The organism is Paenibacillus sp. 2TAB23, from assembly GCF_052115165.1.
Classification (GTDB): domain Bacteria; phylum Bacillota; class Bacilli; order Paenibacillales; family Paenibacillaceae; genus Pristimantibacillus.
The window spans coordinates 257204-277664 of sequence record NZ_JBFRGD010000003.1 but is presented as its reverse complement, the minus strand read 5'-3'; the positions used below and the strand labels follow the sequence as shown (position 1 = coordinate 277664).

At 49.5% G+C, this 20461-nt stretch carries 17 protein-coding genes and 1 other annotated feature; of the genes, 15 read left to right on the top strand and 2 right to left on the bottom strand.

Going from position 1 to position 20461, the window contains the following annotated elements; all coding sequences use genetic code 11:
- Positions 1-8: 8 nt before the first annotated feature.
- Both AB4Z29_RS06510 and leuS read left to right on the top strand, forming a co-directional pair.
- Complete coding sequence (locus AB4Z29_RS06510; RefSeq protein ID WP_441942252.1) at positions 9-527, top strand: RNA polymerase subunit sigma; 519 nt, start codon at positions 9-11, stop codon at positions 525-527.
- Positions 528-667: 140 nt separating this feature from the next.
- Positions 668-920: a binding site (T-box leader), on the top strand.
- Between the two features lie 81 nt (positions 921-1001).
- On the top strand, positions 1002-3440 hold the full coding sequence (gene leuS / locus AB4Z29_RS06505) for a leucine--tRNA ligase (RefSeq protein ID WP_441942251.1): 2439 nt from the start codon (positions 1002-1004) through the stop codon (positions 3438-3440).
- 39 nt (positions 3441-3479) lie between these two features.
- Here the strand turns inward: leuS and comER are convergent, their stop codons facing one another.
- Complete coding sequence (gene comER / locus AB4Z29_RS06500) at positions 3480-4319, bottom strand: late competence protein ComER (RefSeq protein WP_441942250.1); 840 nt, start codon at positions 4317-4319, stop codon at positions 3480-3482.
- Positions 4320-4514: 195 nt separating this feature from the next.
- On the opposite strand from comER, the gene AB4Z29_RS06495 reads away from it, so the two are divergent.
- The 7 genes from AB4Z29_RS06495 (at position 4515) to holA (ending at position 13134) form a co-directional block, all read left to right on the top strand.
- Positions 4515-5090, top strand: coding sequence for a ComEA family DNA-binding protein (locus AB4Z29_RS06495; RefSeq protein ID WP_441942249.1), 576 nt, complete (start codon positions 4515-4517; stop codon positions 5088-5090).
- Positions 5091-5178: 88 nt separating this feature from the next.
- Entirely contained in the window at positions 5179-6474 is a 1296-nt protein-coding gene (locus AB4Z29_RS06490; protein WP_441942248.1) for a homocysteine synthase, read from the top strand.
- Between the two features lie 59 nt (positions 6475-6533).
- Entirely contained in the window at positions 6534-7064 is a 531-nt protein-coding gene (locus AB4Z29_RS06485) for a deoxycytidylate deaminase (RefSeq protein ID WP_441942247.1), read from the top strand.
- A gap of 277 nt (positions 7065-7341) precedes the next feature.
- Positions 7342-9930, top strand: a complete 2589-nt coding sequence (locus tag AB4Z29_RS06480; protein ID WP_441942246.1) for a DNA internalization-related competence protein ComEC/Rec2 — start codon at positions 7342-7344, stop codon at positions 9928-9930.
- A gap of 386 nt (positions 9931-10316) precedes the next feature.
- Complete coding sequence (locus tag AB4Z29_RS06475) at positions 10317-10865, top strand: RNA polymerase sigma factor (RefSeq protein ID WP_053376850.1); 549 nt, start codon at positions 10317-10319, stop codon at positions 10863-10865.
- On the top strand, positions 10862-11863 hold the full coding sequence (locus AB4Z29_RS06470; RefSeq protein WP_441942245.1) for a zf-HC2 domain-containing protein: 1002 nt from the start codon (positions 10862-10864) through the stop codon (positions 11861-11863). The genes AB4Z29_RS06475 and AB4Z29_RS06470 overlap by 4 nt, the downstream gene beginning before the upstream one ends.
- A 236-nt stretch (positions 11864-12099) precedes the next feature.
- On the top strand, positions 12100-13134 hold the full coding sequence (gene holA, locus AB4Z29_RS06465) for a DNA polymerase III subunit delta (RefSeq protein WP_441942244.1): 1035 nt from the start codon (positions 12100-12102) through the stop codon (positions 13132-13134).
- Positions 13135-13263: 129 nt separating this feature from the next.
- Here the strand turns inward: holA and rpsT are convergent, their stop codons facing one another.
- Positions 13264-13536 carry a 30S ribosomal protein S20 gene (gene rpsT / locus AB4Z29_RS06460; protein ID WP_054024194.1) on the bottom strand — a complete coding sequence of 91 codons (273 nt, stop codon included), beginning with the start codon at positions 13534-13536 and terminating at the stop codon, positions 13264-13266.
- Positions 13537-13818: 282 nt separating this feature from the next.
- On the opposite strand from rpsT, the gene gpr reads away from it, so the two are divergent.
- The 6 genes from gpr to AB4Z29_RS06430 all read left to right on the top strand — a co-directional run bounded on the left by gpr (position 13819) and on the right by AB4Z29_RS06430 (position 20453).
- Positions 13819-14760, top strand: coding sequence for a GPR endopeptidase (gene gpr, locus AB4Z29_RS06455; protein ID WP_441942411.1), 942 nt, complete (start codon positions 13819-13821; stop codon positions 14758-14760).
- Positions 14761-14935: 175 nt separating this feature from the next.
- The gene (spoIIP, locus tag AB4Z29_RS06450) at positions 14936-16198 is read left to right on the top strand and encodes a stage II sporulation protein P (protein WP_441942243.1); all 1263 of its coding nucleotides are present in this window, start codon (positions 14936-14938) and stop codon (positions 16196-16198) included.
- A gap of 47 nt (positions 16199-16245) precedes the next feature.
- Positions 16246-16689 (top strand): hypothetical protein, encoded by a 444-nt coding sequence (locus AB4Z29_RS06445; protein ID WP_441942242.1) that lies wholly within the window; start codon positions 16246-16248, stop codon positions 16687-16689.
- Positions 16690-16769: 80 nt separating this feature from the next.
- Positions 16770-18587 (top strand): translation elongation factor 4, encoded by a 1818-nt coding sequence (gene lepA / locus AB4Z29_RS06440; protein WP_441942241.1) that lies wholly within the window; start codon positions 16770-16772, stop codon positions 18585-18587.
- A 143-nt stretch (positions 18588-18730) separates the two neighbouring features.
- A complete protein-coding gene (gene hemW / locus AB4Z29_RS06435; protein WP_441942240.1) occupies positions 18731-19891 on the top strand; it encodes a radical SAM family heme chaperone HemW in 1161 nt (386 codons plus the stop codon).
- Between the two features lie 91 nt (positions 19892-19982).
- Entirely contained in the window at positions 19983-20453 is a 471-nt protein-coding gene (locus tag AB4Z29_RS06430; protein WP_183559861.1) for an N-acetyltransferase, read from the top strand.
- Positions 20454-20461 lie beyond the last annotated feature (8 nt).

Below are 20461 nucleotides of genomic sequence, written 5' to 3'. Positions count from 1 at the left end.
ATTTATTCGTGCAATTGAAATACGGTTTATTATGGGTTGCAATTGTAATGGCACTAACAGGTTGTTTTAATAGGGAGAACACAAATGAGCTTACACCAAGTCCAACCTCAACGTCATTACTTGATTTTAAGCTATCCGACAAAGAACAAGAGGCCTATACCAACTTTCAAAAAGACTTAAATGAACAACAATTAAAAGAGCTGGAACCTATTAGTATTGCTAAGTTATATGTTGAAGCAAGATTGGACAATAAAAATGATGTTGCTTATGCACTATACACGGATAGAGAGGGGTATGTTCAATGGACAAAAGAGGAGGATGAAAAAATTCTTATTTCAGATAGAGGAGAAAGAGAACAAATCCTCAAAACGTTCAATAATATTGAAAATGGGAAGTTCATACAAACAAGCGATTTTACGGGATATATTGAATATCAGTCAAGCGAAGATGCAAAAAATAAGTCTGGCTTTCAAATGATTAAAGATGATGATGGTATTTGGAATGTTTCCTTTCAGCCTATCCAGTAAAAAAATTACTTGCATCTAACTCTTATCATGGTGTATCGCTAGCTCTATTCGGCACGGTCCTGGACAGGAACAAGCAAGTCACCGATGTCTTGACACCGAACCTCACGATCTTTATAATCGAAACTAACCATTTTTATGCATATGGAGCGTTGAAGAGGAACAGTAATTTCGTTGGCTAGGCTTAGAGAGCCGGTGTTGTAGGGTGAAAGCCGGACCTGCTGCGGAATGAAGCTCGCCTTGGAGCTGTGCGTATAATCCATCGGCGAATTGATCGATAGTCGATAGGGAATAGCACCGTTTGGCCCGCGATAAGGGCGACAAGTGAGCGTTAGGCAAAGCATGCCTGCCGCTAACTAGGGTGGTACCACGGGAGAACAACCTCTCGTCCCTAGCGTTAATCGCTAGGGGCGGGAGGTTTTATGTTTTTATTCAGGTATCCGCAACCAGCATATACATTTAGGAGGAAATCAACGAATGAGTCAAGAACAGCAATTTCACGGCTACTATCCGCTTGTCGTAGAGCCGAAATGGCAGCAATTCTGGGATAAGAACAAAACGTTTCAAACGACCGAAGAGGCGGGCAAACCGAAATTTTATGCATTAGATATGTTTCCGTACCCTTCTGGAGCAGGTCTGCACGTAGGTCATCCCGAGGGCTATACGGCTACAGATATTGTATCCCGCTACAAACGGATGAAGGGCTATAACGTGCTTCACCCGATGGGATGGGACGCTTTCGGATTACCGGCAGAGCAGCATGCTTTGGACACGGGACAGCATCCGCGCGACATTACGTTTAAAAATATTGATAACTTCCGCAGGCAAATCAAATCGCTCGGCTTCTCGTACGACTGGGATCGTGAGATTAGTACGACGGATCCTGAATATTACAAATGGACACAATGGATATTTATTCAATTGTATAACCGCGGACTTGCTTATGTAGCAGAGGTTTCCGTTAACTGGTGTGAGGCGCTTGGTACGGTTCTAGCGAATGAGGAGGTCATTAACGGCCTAAGCGAACGGGGGAATCACCCGGTTGTCCGCAAGCCGATGCGTCAATGGATTCTCAGAATTACGGAATATGCCGATCGATTATTGGATGACCTGGAAGAGCTGGACTGGTCGGAGAGCATAAAGGATATGCAGCGGAACTGGATTGGGAAATCGAAAGGCGCGGAAGTTACCTTCGAGATCGATGGCCATGATGCAGCGCTTGTTGTGTTCACTACACGTCCCGATACTTTATTCGGCGCTACCTATTGCGTATTGGCGCCTGAGCATGAGCTTGTAGCAGCAATCGTAACCGAGGATCAACGGGGTGCTGTTCAAGCCTATCAAGAGGCTGCAGCTCGCAAGAGCGATCTTGAGCGTACAGATTTGGCAAAAGATAAATCAGGCGTGTTCACTGGGGCATACGCGATTAATCCCGTTAATGGCGTGAAAACGCCTATCTGGATCGCTGATTATGTGCTTGCCGGTTATGGAACCGGTGCGATTATGGCTGTTCCTGGACATGATGCTCGCGACTGGGAATTCGCGAAGCAATTCGACCTTCCGATCGTAGAGGTCGTACAGGGCGGCGATATTGCGAAGGAAGCCTATGCCGGCGACGGGGAGCATGTCAACTCGGACTTTCTCAATGGCTTGAAGAATGAGGAAGCTATTGCGAAGATGATCGAGCATTTGGACACGTCAGGCAAAGGCAAGGGTAAAATTACGTACCGGCTTCGCGATTGGTTGTTCAGCCGTCAGCGTTATTGGGGTGAGCCGATTCCGATCATTCACTTGGAGGACGGCACAATGAAAACCGTTCCCGAGGATCAATTGCCGCTCTTGCTTCCTGATGTGGATGCGATTACGCCTTCAGGTACGGGCGAATCCCCGCTAGCTGTCGTAACGGATTGGGTCAACACGATTGATCCTGAAACGGGAATGAAGGCTCGTCGTGAGACGAATACAATGCCGCAATGGGCGGGAAGCTGCTGGTACTACCTGCGATTTATCGATCCGAAAAACAACGAGCAGCTTTGCTCGCCTGAGAAACAAAAGGAATGGCTTCCCGTAGATCTATACATCGGCGGTGCCGAGCATGCCGTACTGCATCTCTTGTATGCCCGCTTCTGGCATAAGGTGCTCTACGATATTGGCGTCGTTGATACGAAAGAGCCGTTCCACAAGCTGGTCAACCAGGGTATGATCCTTGGCAACAATAACGAGAAGATGTCCAAGTCACGCGGCAATGTTATTAACCCGGATGATATCGTCAATGAATTTGGCGCAGACACCTTGCGGATGTATGAAATGTTCATGGGCCCGCTGGAAGCGACAAAGCCTTGGAATACAAACGGCGTCGAAGGCACTTACCGCTTCCTCAGCCGCGTATGGCGTCTGTTTGTTAATGAGGATGGCAGCTTGAATGCCAAAATCAGTGACGGTGATACGAGTGATGCCTTCAAACGCACATGGCACCGCTCCATCAAGAAAATCACAGAGGATTATGAGGGACTTCGTTTCAATACCGTAATCAGCCAGCTGATGATTTTTGTCAATGAAGCTTACAAGACAGATTCACTTCCGAAAGCGGCGATGGAGCAATTCGTTCAATTGCTTTCCCCAATCGCTCCGCATATTGCCGAGGAGCTATGGGAAAAGCTGGGACGTACAGATTCTCTTACTTATGCAGCGTTTCCGACCTTCGATAGGAGTTGGACCGTTGATCAAGAAGTTGAAATCGTCGTTCAGGTTAACGGTAAAATAGCGGACCGTGTGTCCATTGCTGCTGATATGGATGTTGCAGAGATGGAAAGCATGGCGAAAGAGCTTGAGAAGGTACAGGAGCTGATTGCCGGCAAAACGATACGCAAAGTGATCGCGGTTAAAGGGAAGCTTGTAAATATCGTAGCTAATTAATACAAATTGAAGAGGTGAACGGTTATAGCTGAAGAACAGCTATTGTCCGTTCACCTCTTCGCCTATAAAGGCGGATGAAACTTTGGCAAGATCTTCTTGGTACTTCGCATGTGTCGTACGGATCAGCTGGTTGAATACGCCGTCCGTTTCTCTCCGGAGCATGCTTAATGCTTTGGCGGTGATGCCGCCGGGTACAGCTACACGTTCCTGTACTTCTGAGGGAGTCATGCCGCCATCGGTCAGCAGTAACCCGGTGCCGAGCAGCATAGCGCTTGCGACCCGCAGCGCTTCGTCGCGTCCGATGCCTGTTTCCTCGACAGCGGCATCAACAAACTGCTCCAGCAAGAAGGAGATAAATGCTGGTCCGCAGCTCGAGAGGTCGGAGACCACTCTCGTATAGCTCTCATCTATGCGAAGCGGCTGGCTGATGTGGGAAAGCAGATTTTCCAGCTGCTCTTTGTCCGTTTCGTCCATCGTCTGACCGTATATGCAGAGCGAAGCGCCGCTCCAAACATGGTTCGTGATGCTTGGTATGACTTTTGCGATTTTGCAATCGAGCTCTCCCTCCAAATGCGAGATAAGCACGGGGCTTGTGATCGAAACGACAATTTGATTCGGTCGCAGAACGGATTTGATATCATCCACAGCTTTTTTGAATTCGAGCGGTTTAATGCACAGAAATATAATATCGCTGCCCCAGGCTGCGTTAGCATTCGTATTTTCGGCTCTCATGCCGGTATAACGGTCGGCTAATGCTTTCGCTTTCGCAAAGGTACGGTTGCTGACAGCGATTTGTGCTGGCGATAGCGCACCCGATGCTATCAGTGCTTCGATAAGCAGGCTGCCCATCGTGCCCGTTCCGATAAATCCGACATTCATGCTAAACCCTCCTATAGGTTAGGTGCGCGTTTGATTAGCCGAAAAGTGAGGCAATCGACGGCCAAGCGCGTGCAATCCCGAGCCGCCCAAGTCATGCAGGTCAATTTTTTCGGCTGCTCTCTTACCTTATTCCAAGGGACTTGTTTAATATGTCACTCATTTCCAAATAAAAAAAGAGAAGGAAAGGTGCTGTGAATGATGAAAAAAGGCGCATCAATGCTTAGCAATAAACGGCTGCTGCTCGTTTCCGTTCTAATCGTGACGGCGGTCATTCTCCTTTGTGCCTCCTTGCTAGAACCGAAGCGTACGGCTGCAGGAGAATGGCTGCCGCTGAATGAGGAGGTTGCGAATGCGTTGACGGAACTGGATAACAAGGATGAACGGCATATTGAGACTGCTGCTGATGCGGTATCTGAGCCATACAAGAAGGAGTCTGATCCTAGTGGAGATGCTTCCGGGCAGTCGGAACCGACTGGGGCAGTGGAAGCCGTAACGGATTCAACGGATGATGTAGATCCTAAGGAGAACAACAATAATCTCTCGCTCGGACAATCGGAACATGATGAGGAAGCAGATAAACTCGATATTAATCGTGCCAGTGCGTCAGAGCTGGATGCGCTCAAAGGGATTGGTCCGGCCAAAGCCGAGGCAATCGTGGCGGATCGCGAAAAAAACGGAAAGTTCATTTCTACTACTGACCTGCTGCGGGTTAAAGGAATTGGCGAAAAACTGTTACATGCAATGGAAGATAGCATTGTAGCTCGTCCATAATTGTGAGAGAATGGAAAGGAGCAGGTGCTTTCACCCAATGCTTGCCATTATTTCATTATTTATTAATTGATTAAAAGGAGTCGAGAAAATGTCAGAACAACGCAAGCTTTCTCTTGATACGCTATCCGTCCACGGAGGCCAGCAAATCGATCCGACTACGATGTCGCGTGCAGTGCCGATCTACCAAACGACATCCTACGGATTCAAAGATACGGATCATGCGGCGAATCTGTTCGCCTTACAGGAGTTTGGCAATATTTATTCCAGAATCATGAACCCAACTTCAGATGTATTCGAGAAACGGGTAGCGGAGCTTGAGGGTGCTCCTGCAGCACTCGCGGTTGCTTCTGGCCAATCGGCTATTACATATGCGATTCTTAATATCGCTGGGGCAGGAGATGAAATCGTTTCCGCGACGAGCTTGTATGGCGGTACGTACAACTTGTTCTCCATTACGCTCGCAAAGCTTGGCATCACTGTTCGCTTTGTTGATCCTTCCGATCCGGAAAACTTCCGCGGTGCGATCAATGAGCGTACGAAAGCGGTTTACGCGGAAACCATCGGCAATCCAAAAGGTGATATCATTGATATTGAGGCAGTTGCGTCAATTGCGCATGAGAATGGCATTCCGTTTATCGTGGACAACACGTTCCCAAGCCCATATTTGTGCAGGCCGATTGAGCATGGCGCAGATATCGTTGTCCACTCTGCCACCAAATTTATTGGCGGCCACGGTACTTCGATTGGCGGCATTATCGTGGACGGAGGCAAGTTCGATTGGAAAGCCAGCGGCAAGTTCCCGGGCTTGACTGAGCCTGACCCAAGCTACAACGGCGTGGTGTATACGGATGCGGTTGGTCCGGTAGCCTACATTATTAAGGCACGCGTACAACTATTGCGCGACATGGGTGCAGCGATCTCGCCTTTCAACTCCTTCCTCCTGCTTCAGGGACTTGAAACGCTTCATCTCCGGATGGAACGCCACAGCTCCAACGCGCAGAAGGTTGCCGAGTATTTGGAGAGCCATGATGCTGTTGAATGGGTGAATTATCCAGGTCTTGAGAGCCACCCGACCTATGCGCTCGCACAAAAGTATTTGCCTAAGGGTAAAGGCGCGATCATGACTTTCGGCATTAAAGGCGGCGTTGAAGCCGGCAAGAAAGTGATCAATTCAGTTGAGCTTTTCTCCCACTTGGCGAATGTAGGCGACTCCAAGTCGCTTATCATTCACCCGGCAAGCACGACGCATCTGCAATTGTCCGAGGAGCAGCAATCTAGTGCAGGCGTTTCTCCAGGTATGATCCGTCTGTCTATCGGCACGGAAGGCATTGAGGATATATTGGCCGATCTTGGCCAAGCCATAGCGGCAAGTCAACACATTTAATCGACAATTAGCGATGCAACTAGAGCATCAAATGCACCAAGAGAAAGGAAGTAAGAAGGATGAATACCGAAACACAGGATGCCGTCCGCAAAGACTGGGATACTTATTTTATGGATATCGCCTATATGGTTTCGACCCGCTCGCGTTGTCCGCGCAGACATGTTGGATCCGTACTTGTGCAGGGGAAGAAATTGCTGGGGACAGCTTATAACGGGGCGCCGATGGGCGTTCAGGATTGTCTGGAAGCAGGCTGCATGATTTCGGAAGAGGTGGAGATGAGGCTGGTGGACGGCAAGGAGCAGCTGTTCAAGAAGCAGCGCTGCATCCGCACGATTCACGCGGAGCAAAACCTGCTGCTGTTCACCGATAGGGCCGACCGTGAAGGCTCAACCGTTTACGTGACGGATCAGCCCTGCTGGACCTGTGCCAACATGCTGGCAAACAGCGGCGTGATCGAAGTCGTTTATCATCGCAGCTATCCAAAGGATAGCGAGAAGGTGATCCGTCTGATGAAGCAGAAGGGCATCCAATTTCGGTGTTTGGACCAATTCGAGCCTCCTGCCCAGGCGCATATGGATGTAACCTCATAAGGGAACAGCGTATATGGTTGTAACCTCATAGGGCAAAAGCATATATGGAAGTGAACGAATAAGGCAAAAGTATATATGGATGTTGCCTAATAAGGGAAAGCGTATATATGGATATGAACAAATGAGTCAAAAGCATATATATGTGGAAATTACCTTATAAGGCTAAAGCGTGTTGAAATGGAGGAGGAACCTCCGATTGCATCTAATGATGCGTCGGAGGTTCCTTTTTTTTGTGTGTTGCGATAGTTAGGGAAGGAGAAGGGGGGAGAATGCTGCGATGAACCGTCGGCCTTTGTTATGGTTTGCGATTTGCTATGTTGGAGGAAGCGCCGCGGCTGCAGGTCTGAGCAGCCGCGGCGTCGTGCTTGCGACCGGCGCGGCTGCGCTGCTCGCGCTCGCAGTCGTGCTGTGCAGGCTGGCGAGCTGGCAGCTCGCGGCAGCATGCGCGCTTGCGGTAGGCGTTGCCGCGGGACACCGATTGTGGGCGGATGCCCGCAATGTGACCGAGCTGCCGGCCCTGCTCGCCGCCGCTGAGGCGGAAGGCCCGCGAGCCGCTTTTGCGGCGGAAGCGGCGGGCACGATCATGTCGGCGCCGGAGATAGACGGCGACCGCGTGATGTTCCGCGTGGCGGCGGACAGCATCCGCCTCGCGAGTGATGGTGCCGCGCGTGTCGTGCGCGAGCGTTTGATCGTGCACATCCGGCTCGCAGAGGAGCCGGAGCAATTGACCGCCGCGGCATGGCAGCGCGGCGACCGCGTGCGCTTGGCCGGCGAGCTCACGCGCCCGGCCCGCGCCACCAACAGCGGCGGCTTCGACTACCGCCGCTACCTAAGCAGCCAGAGAATCCACTGGCTGCTTACCGTGCAGGGCACCGCTGCCGTCGAAGCGGCACCGGGCCCAAAGTGGACCGCGGCCGCTCTGCTCGGCCGCGTTGACAGCGCCCGCGCCTACCTTGGCGGGCGGATGGATGCCCTGTATCCGTCCGCACAGTCCGGATACATGAAGGGTCTGGTCCTCGGCATCCGCGAGGACCTCGACCCCGAGCAGTTCCAGCAATTCTCGCGTCTGGGCTTGACGCATATATTGGCCATATCAGGCCTCCATGTCGCCGTATTTATGTATGCGCTAAGCGGGCTGCTTCGCTTCGCGCGCATAAGCCGCGAGCGGACGCTTCTGCTGCTCATGTTTGCGGTGCCCTTGTACGTGCTTCTTGCAGGTGCTTCACCGTCTGTTATTCGCGCAGGCTTAATGTCGGTGCTTGGTCTGTTCGCTGCTCGCATGGGCAAGCTCAAGGATGGCCTGCATCTTCTGGCTGCGGCAGCTTTGCTGATGCTCGTATATGATCCTTTCTTCATTGAGGATGTGAGCTTTCAGCTTTCTTTTGTCGTCACGGTAGGCCTAATCGTCGGTGTGCAGCCTTTGCGCAGAGCGATGCCGCAGTGGCGCAGGGGCAAGCCGCTCCTTGATCTGTTCGCTGTCACGCTCGTCGCGCAGCTCGTTTCTTTTCCGGTTTCGATTTATTATTTTAATCAATTTCATCTCCTCTCGATGCTGGCAAACTTTGTGCTGGTACCTTTCATCAGCTTTGTCGTCATGCCGCTCGGCGCTGCAGCACTATTGCTTGCGATTCCTTGGGAGCAGGGAGGAAAGCTGCTCGCTTATGCTTCGCATTACGCGAACGATTGGACGTTTGCTTTTGTTGACAGGCTGGCAAGCGTTGAATCCCTTCGCACGATTTGGGCAACACCGCCGCTGTGGTGGGTTTCGGGCTGGCTTTTGCTGCTTGGCATCCTATTTCGGGTGATCGGACGAGCTGCGCAGAAGGATTATGAAAGTGGAATAGAACGAGCAGAGAACTTGGAGATGACCATGCCGTTAGGACCAGCAACGGATTATCCGTTCGGCTATGCATTTGGCAAAAGGTCGCGTAAAGGCTTATACAGCCTGCTGCTTCTTTTGTCCGCTTTTCTTTTTTATGCCTATCAGCCTCAAATCCTTAATCGGCAAGCAGCGGTAAGCTTTATAGACGTTGGCCAAGGCGATGCGATCCATATTCGCACACCGACTGGAAAGCATATTCTAATCGATGGTGGAGGAACGCTTTCATTCGCGAAGCCTGGAGAGGAATGGCGTAAACGAGGCGATCCTTTCGAGGTAGGCCGCAAGGTGCTTGTCCCGCTGCTTATGAAGCGTGGCGTACAGGAGATTGATCTACTCGTCATCTCGCACTTGGACAGTGACCATATAAGGGGGCTGAAGGCTGTCTTGGAAACCATACCGGTTCGGCGCATTTGGTGGAACGGTACGGTGAAGGAAGCCGATGACGCCAAGGAGCTTTTAGGCTTAGCGGTGTCTTTGCAGATACCTTTGTATCGGGCGAATGCAGGGAACAGGCAGCAGCTTGATTTTGCAACAGAGCTGAATGTGTTATGGCCGCTTGCTATTGAAGATCCACAGCAACGTGTGCTGAATCAAAAGGAACAGAATGAAAGCAGCGTCGTTCTGGCCGTTAAACTCTATCAATCGACCTTTTTGTTCTCGGGAGACATTAACGCAGTGACGGAGCGATCCATCATTCGATATGATAAAAGCAATCGAATGGATGGAAGCGAGCATTCGCCGATTTCGATTATGAAGGTTGCACACCATGGCAGCCGCTTCTCAACGAGTGAGGAATGGATGGCCTACTGGAGGCCAATCGGGGCTGTTGCTTCTGTAGGCGCAACGAATACCTACGGGCATCCGAATCCGGAAGTGCTTGCCAAGCTTGCCAAATGGAGAACGCAAATTTGGAGAACGGACAAGGATGGCGAGGTTCGTTTTCGTATTGGTACAACAGGTATGTCCTCATATAAGAAGGAATAATCAGTATTGGTATTATTCGTGAGGTTGCGCTGACGATACTTTCAGGTATACATTAATGAATATTGGTTGTGCTATAGTTGTGAAATTTGTTTGCATCGATAGATTTGCCGTATGGCTCCGTATCAGAGCAATCCATGGCAATCTATATACGGAGTACTAGAAATTTGGTATCCTTTAATGTGGAGTTTAGACGGATGCTTCAGAATGGGAAGCATCTGGGGAATTGCTATCATAATCCGTTAATTATGCAGGTTAAAAGATTCCATTCGATAATATAAATGATATTGGCAATTGTTACTAAAAAAAATATAGTCAATTTTCTTACTAATCTGCAACTTTTACCGCAACCAGTTCGTCAGAATGGTTGCAAGAGAGGGGGATCCTTCGTGGTGGAGCCAGAGCTCATAAGAGCCGCTCAGTCGGGAGATCGCGACGCATTAATTACTCTTTTGCGAGAGATTGAAACGCATGTTTATCGGACAGCCTATTATATATTAAATAATGAACAGGATGCGCTCGATGCTGCGCAGGAAGCGCTCATCCGCATTTACACAAAAATAGGCTCGTACGAGGAAAAAGCGCAATTCAAGACATGGATTCAACGTATTGTAACAAACATTTGCATTGATAAGTTTCGGAGAAATAAACCGACCGTCTCCATAGATGAGCACGACATGGTGTTCCACGAAAAACAGAACGTGGAGGACGAGGTGATGTCTGCTTATGCTGTCAAAGACATTCAGGCCGCGATTGATAAGCTTCCTGAGCATCATCGCGCGGTCGTCGTCCTTCGATATTTGCAGGATTTCTCTTACAATGAAATTGCAGATTCGCTTGATTTGCCGCTCAATACGGTGAAATCTTATTTATTCAGAGCTAGGCAACAGCTGCAGACGTTACTCCATGATTATCAGAAAGGTGGTGTCCGGGGATGAATTGTCAAGAGGTGATGGAATTAATGCAAAGACAGCTAGACGACGATCTCAGTGATTCTGAGCTTGACGTCTTGATGAGCCATACGAGACAGTGTCCGGACTGTGCAGCCATGTTCGAGCGGTTACAGCTATTATCCGCCGAGCTTACCAGTTTGCCCAAAGTAATACCGAGCTATAGCTTAGTTGATGCGATCATGCCGCAGCTAGAACAAATGGAACGGTTGGACCAGTTAGAGGAAACGGTTCCTGTTGTTTCAAAGGTGACAGAATTGACACCACGCCGCGCTAAACGTGTACGCAAATGGCCGTCCATACGCGTAATGAGCGGTGTAATCGCGGCAGGGATCGTTGCAGGGCTGTTTCTAGTTACGTATAATACGGATATGGCGCCGGATTTCAAAGCCAATATGTTTACTGCAAGCTCCTCGGATGATTCGGCAGCCAATGAGGCCCAAGTAGCACCTCAGAGAATGGCCTTGAAATCGGACCAGTCAGAAGATGGAGCCGGAGAGGTCAGTACAGAAACAGTGGAGGTTCAAAAACACTCCGATGATATGGAAACCGATTCTCTAAACAACGAAGAGGCTTTAAAGGGTGTGCTGCCATCTTCCGTCGATGGAGACCGCGCTAGCGGTGAAGGAACATCGGGAGGTGCCGGTTCAGAAGATAAAGGCATTGAAGCAGGAGGCACCTCGGATACGTCCAATGGATCTGCAGGAGATAAGGAGCAGGGCGATTTCGAAAGCTCGGCCGTGCCTGCCATGATTTCACCCGACGGGAAATATGGCGTGCAAGCAGCCAATTTCAAAATCGACGTCATCGCACAGGCTGACCAGAGCATCGTATTCACAACACCACGAAAAAACGGTGAGCTGCTGAATTTGGCATGGTCCGCAGACAGTACGCTGCTCACGTATGAGGTTCACGTCGAAAACGGGGCAATTGAGAAATATGAGATTGATCTCGCCACGCTTACCGAGAAGAAAGCCGCGCATTAGGCTGCAGGCGGGCGTAAGATTTATGAGGAGTATGCACACATTCTTCCGCTAATGCGTATAGTATCAGCATAGAGAGTGTCTGCGACGAAGCCATAACGTCGTATGACCATCCGCAGGGCGGCACCATGGGCCTGCCTGCGAATGTTTATATAGATGTTCGGCAAAGGGATGAGGCCTATAAACGGCTCATCCCTTTGTTGCCGTTTAAATGTGCAGACTGGTGACGAGGTGAGGGCATGGATGCGAAGGAAGCATTGAAGGAAATTAAAGGAGGTCGCTTTCGGCCTATTTATGTGCTGTATGGGAAGGACCGATATCGGCTGCAGCAGTTTATCAACGCGCTTTCCGAAGCTATGTTTTCCGCAGACGAGCGGGAGCTTGGCATGGTGAAATTTGATACGGCAGAAACATCGATCGAGGAAGCCGTTCTTGAAGCTGAAACCTCTCCGTTTTTCGTGCAGCGCAAGCTTATCTTGATTCGAGATGCAACGCTGCTGTGCGCCGGAGGAAAAGAAGGCGGCAAGCTTGAGCACCGTCCCGAAAAACTGATTCAATATATGGAGTATCCGTCTGAGACTTCGATTATTGTTTTTTCGGTGAATGCAGAGAAGCTGGATGAGCGCCGCAAGCTTGTCAAGACGTTAAAGGATCGCAATGCTTTGGTGCCATTCCCAGAGCTCGATGCAGCACAGCTTAAGCAATGGATGATCAAGCGGGCAGCAGATCAAAAAAGAACGCTCTCCCCTGACGCAGCCGAGCTGCTCCTCTCGCGAGCCGGCGCCAATATGCAGCAGTTATCGCAAGAAGTGGACAAGCTCTGTCTGCACGCAGGCTCAGGCGGTACAATCGATGTGGAGACTGCCGCGCTAATGACTGCAGCAACCGTTGAAGAGGATGTGTTTGCGCTTATCGACGCGATAGCCGAGCTTCGAATCGATAAAGCGATTCGGCTGTATAGAGAACTGCTTGTGCGGCGCGAGGAGCCGATTAAAATTGCCGCTTTAATTGCCAGGCAGCTGCGGATTATGCTGCAAATTAAGGAGCTGGAGCAGCATCAATATTCGCCCCAGCAAATGGCTGGTCAATTAGGGCTGCATCCTTACGCCGTAAAGCTTGCAGCGGAGAAAAGCCGGAAGTTTCAGGTTCCGCGGTTAGGCAGGCTGCTAGCATCGCTGGCCGACCTTGACTATCAAATGAAAACAGGCGCGATTGACAAAACGCTCGGGCTAGAGCTATATTTGCTTTCACTCAGTATGGAAAAAGGCGCTTAGCGCCTTTTTTTGTTTTTCTGACAAACAAAAAAAAGCTTCACCGCCTATTGAAAGGCAGTGAAGCTTTTTGGCGCCGAGCGAGTCAAGTTCATCCAGAGAATAAATTAGCCTCGCAGGCAGATATCTTGCTTAGGCTTGAGCCGAAAGGGCATTAAGTCTTTTAGCAAGACGAGATTTTTTGCGGGAAGCCGCATTTTTATGAATCAGGCCTTTAGTTGCTGCTTTGTCCAATTTAATCGTTGCAGCGATAAGTGCTGCTTTAGCAGCTTCTACATCAGTGCCAGCGATAGCTTGGTCAGCAGATTTAACGGCCGAACGAAGTGCGGATTTTTGGGATGCATTCAAAGCACGACGCTTTTCACTTGTTTTAACGCGTTTAATCGCGGATTTAATATTTGGCATGGAATTCACCTCCTAAACTGTTTACAACGGCTTATAGACATAATAAACCTAGACAACACAACTTAAAATATATTATCATGCCAATGCCCAAAAAGCAATAGCATCGGAAGCTTCAATGAAACAAGCACACGAAGCTCCTTGGCAGGCAGTTAAGTATGAAATTAAAGCATCTGCAAACAATAGCTTTAGAACTTGCGCTTGAAGGGAGAATGAGCAGTGGAGAAAGAGCTTGATTTGCAGAAATACAATGTTAGAACGGATTTGGCGTTAGAGGCGAAAGAGATGGCGGAAGCGCCAAGTGGAGGGCCAATACCGGGCATTCAGTCTGAAACGACAGAGGATGACGGCATTACGATTACGCAGCTGCATGTTCAGAATGAGCAAGGCTCAGCAGCAATCGGAAAGATGCAAGGGCATTATGTGACGCTTGAGGTGCCGGGCTTGCGTAATGGGGATACTGGATTGCAGGATCGGGTTGCCACCCAGTTCGCTAAACATTTTGAAGCATTCCTTGAAAGGCTTTCTATTAGTAAAACCGCGCGCGTGCTGATTGTCGGATTGGGCAACTGGAACGTGACGCCTGATGCGCTCGGACCGATTGTTGTCGAGAATGTGATGGTAACTCGTCATTACTTCGAGCTTATGCCGGATCAGGTTGCCCCAGGATATCGCCCCGTTAGTGCAGTCGCACCAGGGGTGCTTGGCATTACCGGAATCGAATCCAGCGAAATCGTGCATGGCATCGTTGAGAAAACGAAACCGGATCTCATTATTGCGATTGATGCCTTAGCCTCGAAGGCGGTTGAACGCGTCAATACAACCATTCAAATTGCGGACACGGGCATTCATCCCGGATCGGGTATCGGCAATAAGCGTAAAGGGCTGACGAAGGAGATTCTAGGGGTGCCAGTCATTGCGATCGGCGTGCCAACGGTCGTGTATGCGTCTACGATCGTCAATAACACGCTTGAGATGATGAGCAGCCACTTCAGCAAGCAAAATGCGAACTCTGATCATATTATGGGTCTCGTCAACCAGATGGAGGAGAATGAACGCCTACAACTTGTGAGGGAGGTTCTGAGTCCGCTTGGCCATGACCTTCTGGTTACACCCAAAGAAATTGATGAATTTATCGAGGATATAGCCAATATTATCGCCAGCGGTCTCAATGCCTCCTTGCATGAAGCCGTTGATTCGAGCAATGTGGCCGCTTATACGCATTAATCAACAAAGCATAAAGCTGTTCCAGCAGGCATTAGCCTATGGGCAGCTTTTTTATGTGCGTGCATTTTAGCAATCCATTCTATCAAATCTAAATCGTTCATATGAAATGCGGTTCTATGAAGTCAATGACTCTCATAGATTAGTAGTAACCTAAGAAGTGGAGGTTATACAGCCTATGAAACGGAAGATCATGCTGCTAGATATTGGAAGAGAGAGCAGACGAATGAGGCAATTGCTGGTGACGGGTCGCACGTTTGCATTGCTCTCTTTTTGCTCGATGGTATTTTTTGTACTGCTCGGCGTTGCGGGAATGGCGCACCAGCAAACAACGGCTTCACCTGTTAATTCAATGAAAGGATTCGCTGCGGCAGTATCCAGCGGGTTTTTTGGGGATATGCTAGAGATGGAAATGCCTGCTTTCCAGAGCGGCTTGGAAACAGAGTCGTTCACAACCAAACAGATCAGCGTACTGCTCATGCGCGCTTTGACGGATATTAATCCATCCGATCCGATGAGCTTGCTTGCCGGAGAGCTGCCGGGACTTAGCGCGAATGATGCGATTCTCATACGTAAGGGAATTGGAACGGATACGGCGGTTGGGCCGGAGGACAACACACCAATTACCTATGATCCTTCAGATGGTCATCATACGGACAGCGGCACGGATGTACCAGATACAGGAACGGATGGAGATGAGAACAATGAACCGGATAAGCTGCCAGTACAGACAGACAAGCCGGCGAAACCTACCGATAACGAGGTCGATCAACCGACGACTGGGGGTGCCAAGGTAGCTTTCATCTATCATTCGCATAACCGAGAATCATGGTATCCCGAGCTGACCGACAAGTCGAAGGATCCGAATTCCAGCACCAAAAATATTACGCTGGTCGGCAAGCGTCTAGCGAAAATGCTGGAGGCGAACGGGGTTGGCGCGCAGCATTCCGACACGGATTACCCAACTGCCATTAAAGATTACAGATGGGAATTATCCTACAAATATTCGATGAAAACGGTAAAGGAAGCGATTGCGAGCAGCAAGGATTTGAAGTTTTTCTTTGACCTCCACCGCGATTCGCAAAAAAGAAAATACACCACGATTGATATTGATGGCAAAAGCTATGCGCAGGTGTACTTCATTATCGGACATAAAAATCCGAATTGGCAGAAAAATGAAGCTTTTGCTACTAAAATCCACGAGGCTCTAGACAAAAAATATCCTGGCATCTCCCGCGGGATTTGGGGCAAAACGGCAGCATCCGGCAATGCGGAATACAATCAATCGCTTGCGGAGGATAATGTTCTGATAGAAGTAGGCGGCGTTGACAACACGCTGCAGGAATCTTACCGTACCGCGGACGCGCTTGCGGAAGTTATTGCGGATATTTACTGGAAGGAAGAGAAGGCATCTGCGGCAGCCAAAGGAAAAGCCAGCTAAGCCGTGTCTGCTTCGAACGAGGCGTGAGAGAAGGGAGAAGAAAGCGCATGAAAAGAAATGCAATGAAATGGACGGTGCTCGGCGGCGCATTGGCGGTTATTATCCTTTACGGGATCGACGTGTCCTCTCGCGGCATTGAACGAATATACGGTCCTATAGAAGGCGCAGGGGAATACACGGAGCTGCAAGGACCTCAGCAAACAGAGAAGCCGGATGATGGATTTGAAACGGAGCAGCAGCGTAAAATTGCCAAGCTCGAGAAGGAGCTGGAGCAGTTGAAGAAAATGGCGGAAGGCGAGATTGCGGATGACGCTTCTTCATACGAAGATGAAGGCATCTATGATCAGAGTGAACGATTGCCCGGCCTGCCTACCGAGAACGATCAGCCTGCGGTGAACCGCATCGCCGACTCGACCTCTGGATTACTGCAAAATATGTCAAGCGAAGGCATCCGAATGGTCGTTTCGATTTTTGACGGATTGACGAAATGATAATGAACATTGCTGGTATTCCCCTTAACTGATATAATAGGAGGAATGATTAGCATTATTGGAAATTGTGGGGGTTAGGCATGACTGACGTACGTGACCGACAAAAGAGGATTAGGAATTTTTCCATTATCGCGCATATAGACCACGGAAAATCTACGCTTGCTGACCGTATTTTAGAATTTACCGGCGCATTGACATCACGCGAGATGCAAGAGCAAGTGCTTGACCAAATGGATCTGGAGCGGGAACGCGGAATTACGATCAAGCTGCAAGCCGTACGACTAGCCTATACGGCTGATGACGGCATCGAGTATATACTCAATTTGATAGATACGCCTGGACACGTCGATTTTACATACGAGGTTTCTCGGAGCTTAGCGGCTTGCGAAGGCGCGCTGCTCGTTGTTGATGCTGCTCAGGGTATTGAAGCCCAGACGTTAGCGAATGTTTATTTGGCGTTAGACAACAACCTGGAGATCGTTCCGGTCATCAACAAAATCGATTTGCCGAGCGCGGAGCCTGAACGGGTGAAGCAGGAAATCGAGGATGTCATCGGTCTTGATGCAAGCGATGCAGTACTAGCATCCGCGAAAGCAGGCATCGGCATTAAGGAAATTTTGGAGCAAGTCGTTTCGAAGATGCCTTCGCCGACCGGAGATCCGGATAAACCGCTCCAAGCGCTTATTTTCGATTCCCATTATGATCCCTACAAAGGCGTTATCGTCTACGTTAGGGTAATGGACGGAAGCATCCGTGCTGGCTCGAAGATTCGCTTCATGGCAACTGGAGCTGAATTTGAGGTCATCGAAGTAGGCGCCTTCATGCCTCGCATGTCCATTGTCAAAGAGCTTGCTGTTGGCGATGTAGGGTTTATCGTAGCGGGGATCAAGAACGTGAAGGATACGCGGGTCGGTGATACCGTCACTGAAGCGAAGCGCCCTGCGCCTGAGCGTTTGCCTGGCTATCGCCAGATCAACCCGATGGTATTCTGCGGATTGTACCCCATTGAAACGCAGGACTACAATGACTTGCGCGATGCGCTGGAGAAGCTGGAGCTTAACGACGCTTCGCTTAGATATGAGCCGGAATCCTCGACAGCGCTTGGCTTTGGCTACCGCTGCGGATTTCTAGGCCTGCTTCACATGGAAATCATTCAAGAGCGGATTGAACGGGAGTTCAATATTCCACTTATAACGACTGCTCCAAGCGTAATTTACAAGATTACGCTGACCAATGGGGAAACGATGGAGATCGATAACCCTTCGAATTATCCGGAAGCAGGCAAGCTTGATTACGTGGAAGAGCCGTTTGTCAAAGCAGCCATTATCGTGCCTAACGATTATGTGGGAGCGATTATGGACCTTTGCCAGAACAAACGCGGTGAATTCGTGAACATGGAATATTTGGATACGAATCGCGTAACGCTTACCTATAACGTTCCATTATCAGAAATCGTTTACGATTTCTTCGATCAGTTGAAATCAAGCACGAAGGGTTACGCTTCATTCGACTATGAGATCAGCGGCTACCGCAGGTCCAACTTGGTCAAAATGGATATCATGCTTAACAATGAACAGGTCGATGCGCTTTCTGTTATCGTTCACCGTGACCGTGCTTACCAGCGCGGCAAGGTTATTTGCGAGAAGCTGAAAGAGCTCATTCCACGACAAATGTTCGAGGTTCCTATTCAGGCCTCTATCGGCAATAAAGTCATTTCGCGTGAAACGGTTAAAGCCATGCGCAAAAACGTTCTAGCCAAATGTTACGGCGGTGACATCAGCCGTAAACGGAAGCTGCTCGAGAAGCAGAAGGAAGGCAAGAAGCGGATGAAACAAGTAGGCAGTGTAGAGGTACCGCAGGAAGCGTTCATGGCGGTGCTCAAAATCGGCGAGGATTAAGACGTACGAGGATGAGGGAGGGCGCAGCTCTCCCTTTTTTCTATTTCGGTTGATAGCGATAGAATATTTCAATGCGAAGCGTGAGTTACGCCGAGGGAAAGCAGATGGACGGCAGACGTTGACGCTTGAAGGAGAAAATAACCATGACAATGATGCAGGCACCGCGCGCTTTATATATACACATTCCTTTCTGTACAAATAAGTGTCATTACTGTGACTTTACATCCTATGTATTGAAGGGACAGCCGGTGGATCAGTACCTTGATGCGCTGGAGATGGAAATGGAACGCACCGTTGCAGAATGGCCGCCTATCGAAATCGATACCGTGTTTGTTGGTGGCGGAACGCCTACCGTGCTTACTCCGCCTCAAATGGAACGTTTTTTGAAGTCCGTGCACAAGCATTTTCCGCTGGCACCGCATGTGGAATTTACGATGGAAGCTAATCCGGGCACAACGGACATCGATAAACTGACGGCGATGAAGGAAGGGGGAGTGAACCGAATTAGCTTCGGCGTGCAATCTTTTGATAATGGTTTGCTTGAGCGTATTGGACGTATTCACAATGTGGATGATGTTTACCGCAGCATTGAGAATGCGCGCATTGTAGGCTTCAGCAACCTGTCGATTGATTTGATGTTCGGTTTGCCCGGCCAAACGGTTGAGCTGCTGAGAGACAGTGTGAATAGAGCGATGGAGCTCGGGCTGCCGCACTATTCGATCTACAGCTTAAAGGTGGAAGAGAATACGCTGTTCCACAAGCTCTATGAGCGCAATGAGCTGCCTCTGCCTCCTGAAGAGGAAGAGTTTAATATGTTCATTCTGCTTATGGAAATGCTGAAAACGAACGGCTATGCGCATTATGAGATCAGCAATTTTGCGAAGCCTGGCTATGAAAGCCGTCATAACTCGACCTACTGGCGCAATGAGCCGTATTACGGCTTGGGAGCCGGCGCACATGGTTACGTCAACCGTAACCGTCATGTGAACCTTAAAGGCATTACGCCGTATATCGAAGCCGCAGCAGCGAAGCTGCCGCGTCTTGAGCAGTTCGAGGTACCGGAAGCGGAAGCGATGGAGGATCTAATGATGGTTGGACTGCGTCTGCTGGAGGGCGTTCCCGCATCCCGTTTCTCGAAACAATTCGCAGGCCATACCCTTGAAGAGAAGTTTGGCTCTGTCATTCATAAGCTGATGGAGGATGGCCTGTTGGAAGCGGAGAAAACGGAGGATGACATCATCTATCGTTTGACTGACAAAGGCGTCCTGCTTGGCAACGAAGTTTTTGGAGCATTCATCGGATAGACCGTATAAAATTCTCTTGAGATAAAATACGTTTTATTGTATATTTATTCATATTGATTTTGAACTTGCACCGGGTGGAGGCGAAGGCACAATGCAGGCAGTACAGGTTGTATGCAGAAAAGCGACTACGGACGATATTGAAACCTTGTTTCAGCTTATTAAAGGTTATGCCGAGAAAGGCATTATGCTGCCTCGCACTCGGGAAGCGCTCGAATATATGATTGATACATTCGTTGTAGCGGAGATTGGGGAAGAAGTCGTCGGCTGCGGCTCCTTAACAAGACTAGGCAAAGATTTGGTAGAGATACGTTCACTAGGAATGTCAGAGGGCTATAAGGGCGTAGGCATAGGCAGCAAGCTGGTAGATGCGCTAATCGAGCAAGCTAGGGAACAGCACATTCCGAAAATAATGGCTTTGACCTATGCTGTAGCCTTCTTTGAGAAAAATGGCTTCACGGTCGTTGAGAAGGAGATCTTCCCGGAGAAGGTATGGAAGGATTGCGTGAATTGCCCGAAACAGCTCGCCTGCGATGAGATTGCAGTACTAAAAATGCTAAACTAGAAGCGCTC

Coding starts and splice junctions, on each gene's coding strand:
- comER (WP_441942250.1), bottom strand. CDS start 4,319: ATGAATGTCGGATTTATCGGAACGGGCACGATGGGCAGCCTGCTTATC.
- AB4Z29_RS06480 (WP_441942246.1), top strand. CDS start 7,342: ATGAACCGTCGGCCTTTGTTATGGTTTGCGATTTGCTATGTTGGAGGA.
- AB4Z29_RS06485 (WP_441942247.1), top strand. CDS start 6,534: ATGAATACCGAAACACAGGATGCCGTCCGCAAAGACTGGGATACTTAT.
- AB4Z29_RS06490 (WP_441942248.1), top strand. CDS start 5,179: ATGTCAGAACAACGCAAGCTTTCTCTTGATACGCTATCCGTCCACGGA.
- holA (WP_441942244.1), top strand. CDS start 12,100: ATGGATGCGAAGGAAGCATTGAAGGAAATTAAAGGAGGTCGCTTTCGG.
- spoIIP (WP_441942243.1), top strand. CDS start 14,936: ATGAAACGGAAGATCATGCTGCTAGATATTGGAAGAGAGAGCAGACGA.
- hemW (WP_441942240.1), top strand. CDS start 18,731: ATGACAATGATGCAGGCACCGCGCGCTTTATATATACACATTCCTTTC.
- leuS (WP_441942251.1), top strand. CDS start 1,002: ATGAGTCAAGAACAGCAATTTCACGGCTACTATCCGCTTGTCGTAGAG.
- AB4Z29_RS06495 (WP_441942249.1), top strand. CDS start 4,515: ATGATGAAAAAAGGCGCATCAATGCTTAGCAATAAACGGCTGCTGCTC.
- AB4Z29_RS06470 (WP_441942245.1), top strand. CDS start 10,862: ATGAATTGTCAAGAGGTGATGGAATTAATGCAAAGACAGCTAGACGAC.
- AB4Z29_RS06445 (WP_441942242.1), top strand. CDS start 16,246: ATGAAAAGAAATGCAATGAAATGGACGGTGCTCGGCGGCGCATTGGCG.
- rpsT (WP_054024194.1), bottom strand. CDS start 13,536: ATGCCAAATATTAAATCCGCGATTAAACGCGTTAAAACAAGTGAAAAG.
- lepA (WP_441942241.1), top strand. CDS start 16,770: ATGACTGACGTACGTGACCGACAAAAGAGGATTAGGAATTTTTCCATT.
- gpr (WP_441942411.1), top strand. CDS start 13,819: ATGGCGGAAGCGCCAAGTGGAGGGCCAATACCGGGCATTCAGTCTGAA.
- AB4Z29_RS06430 (WP_183559861.1), top strand. CDS start 19,983: ATGCAGGCAGTACAGGTTGTATGCAGAAAAGCGACTACGGACGATATT.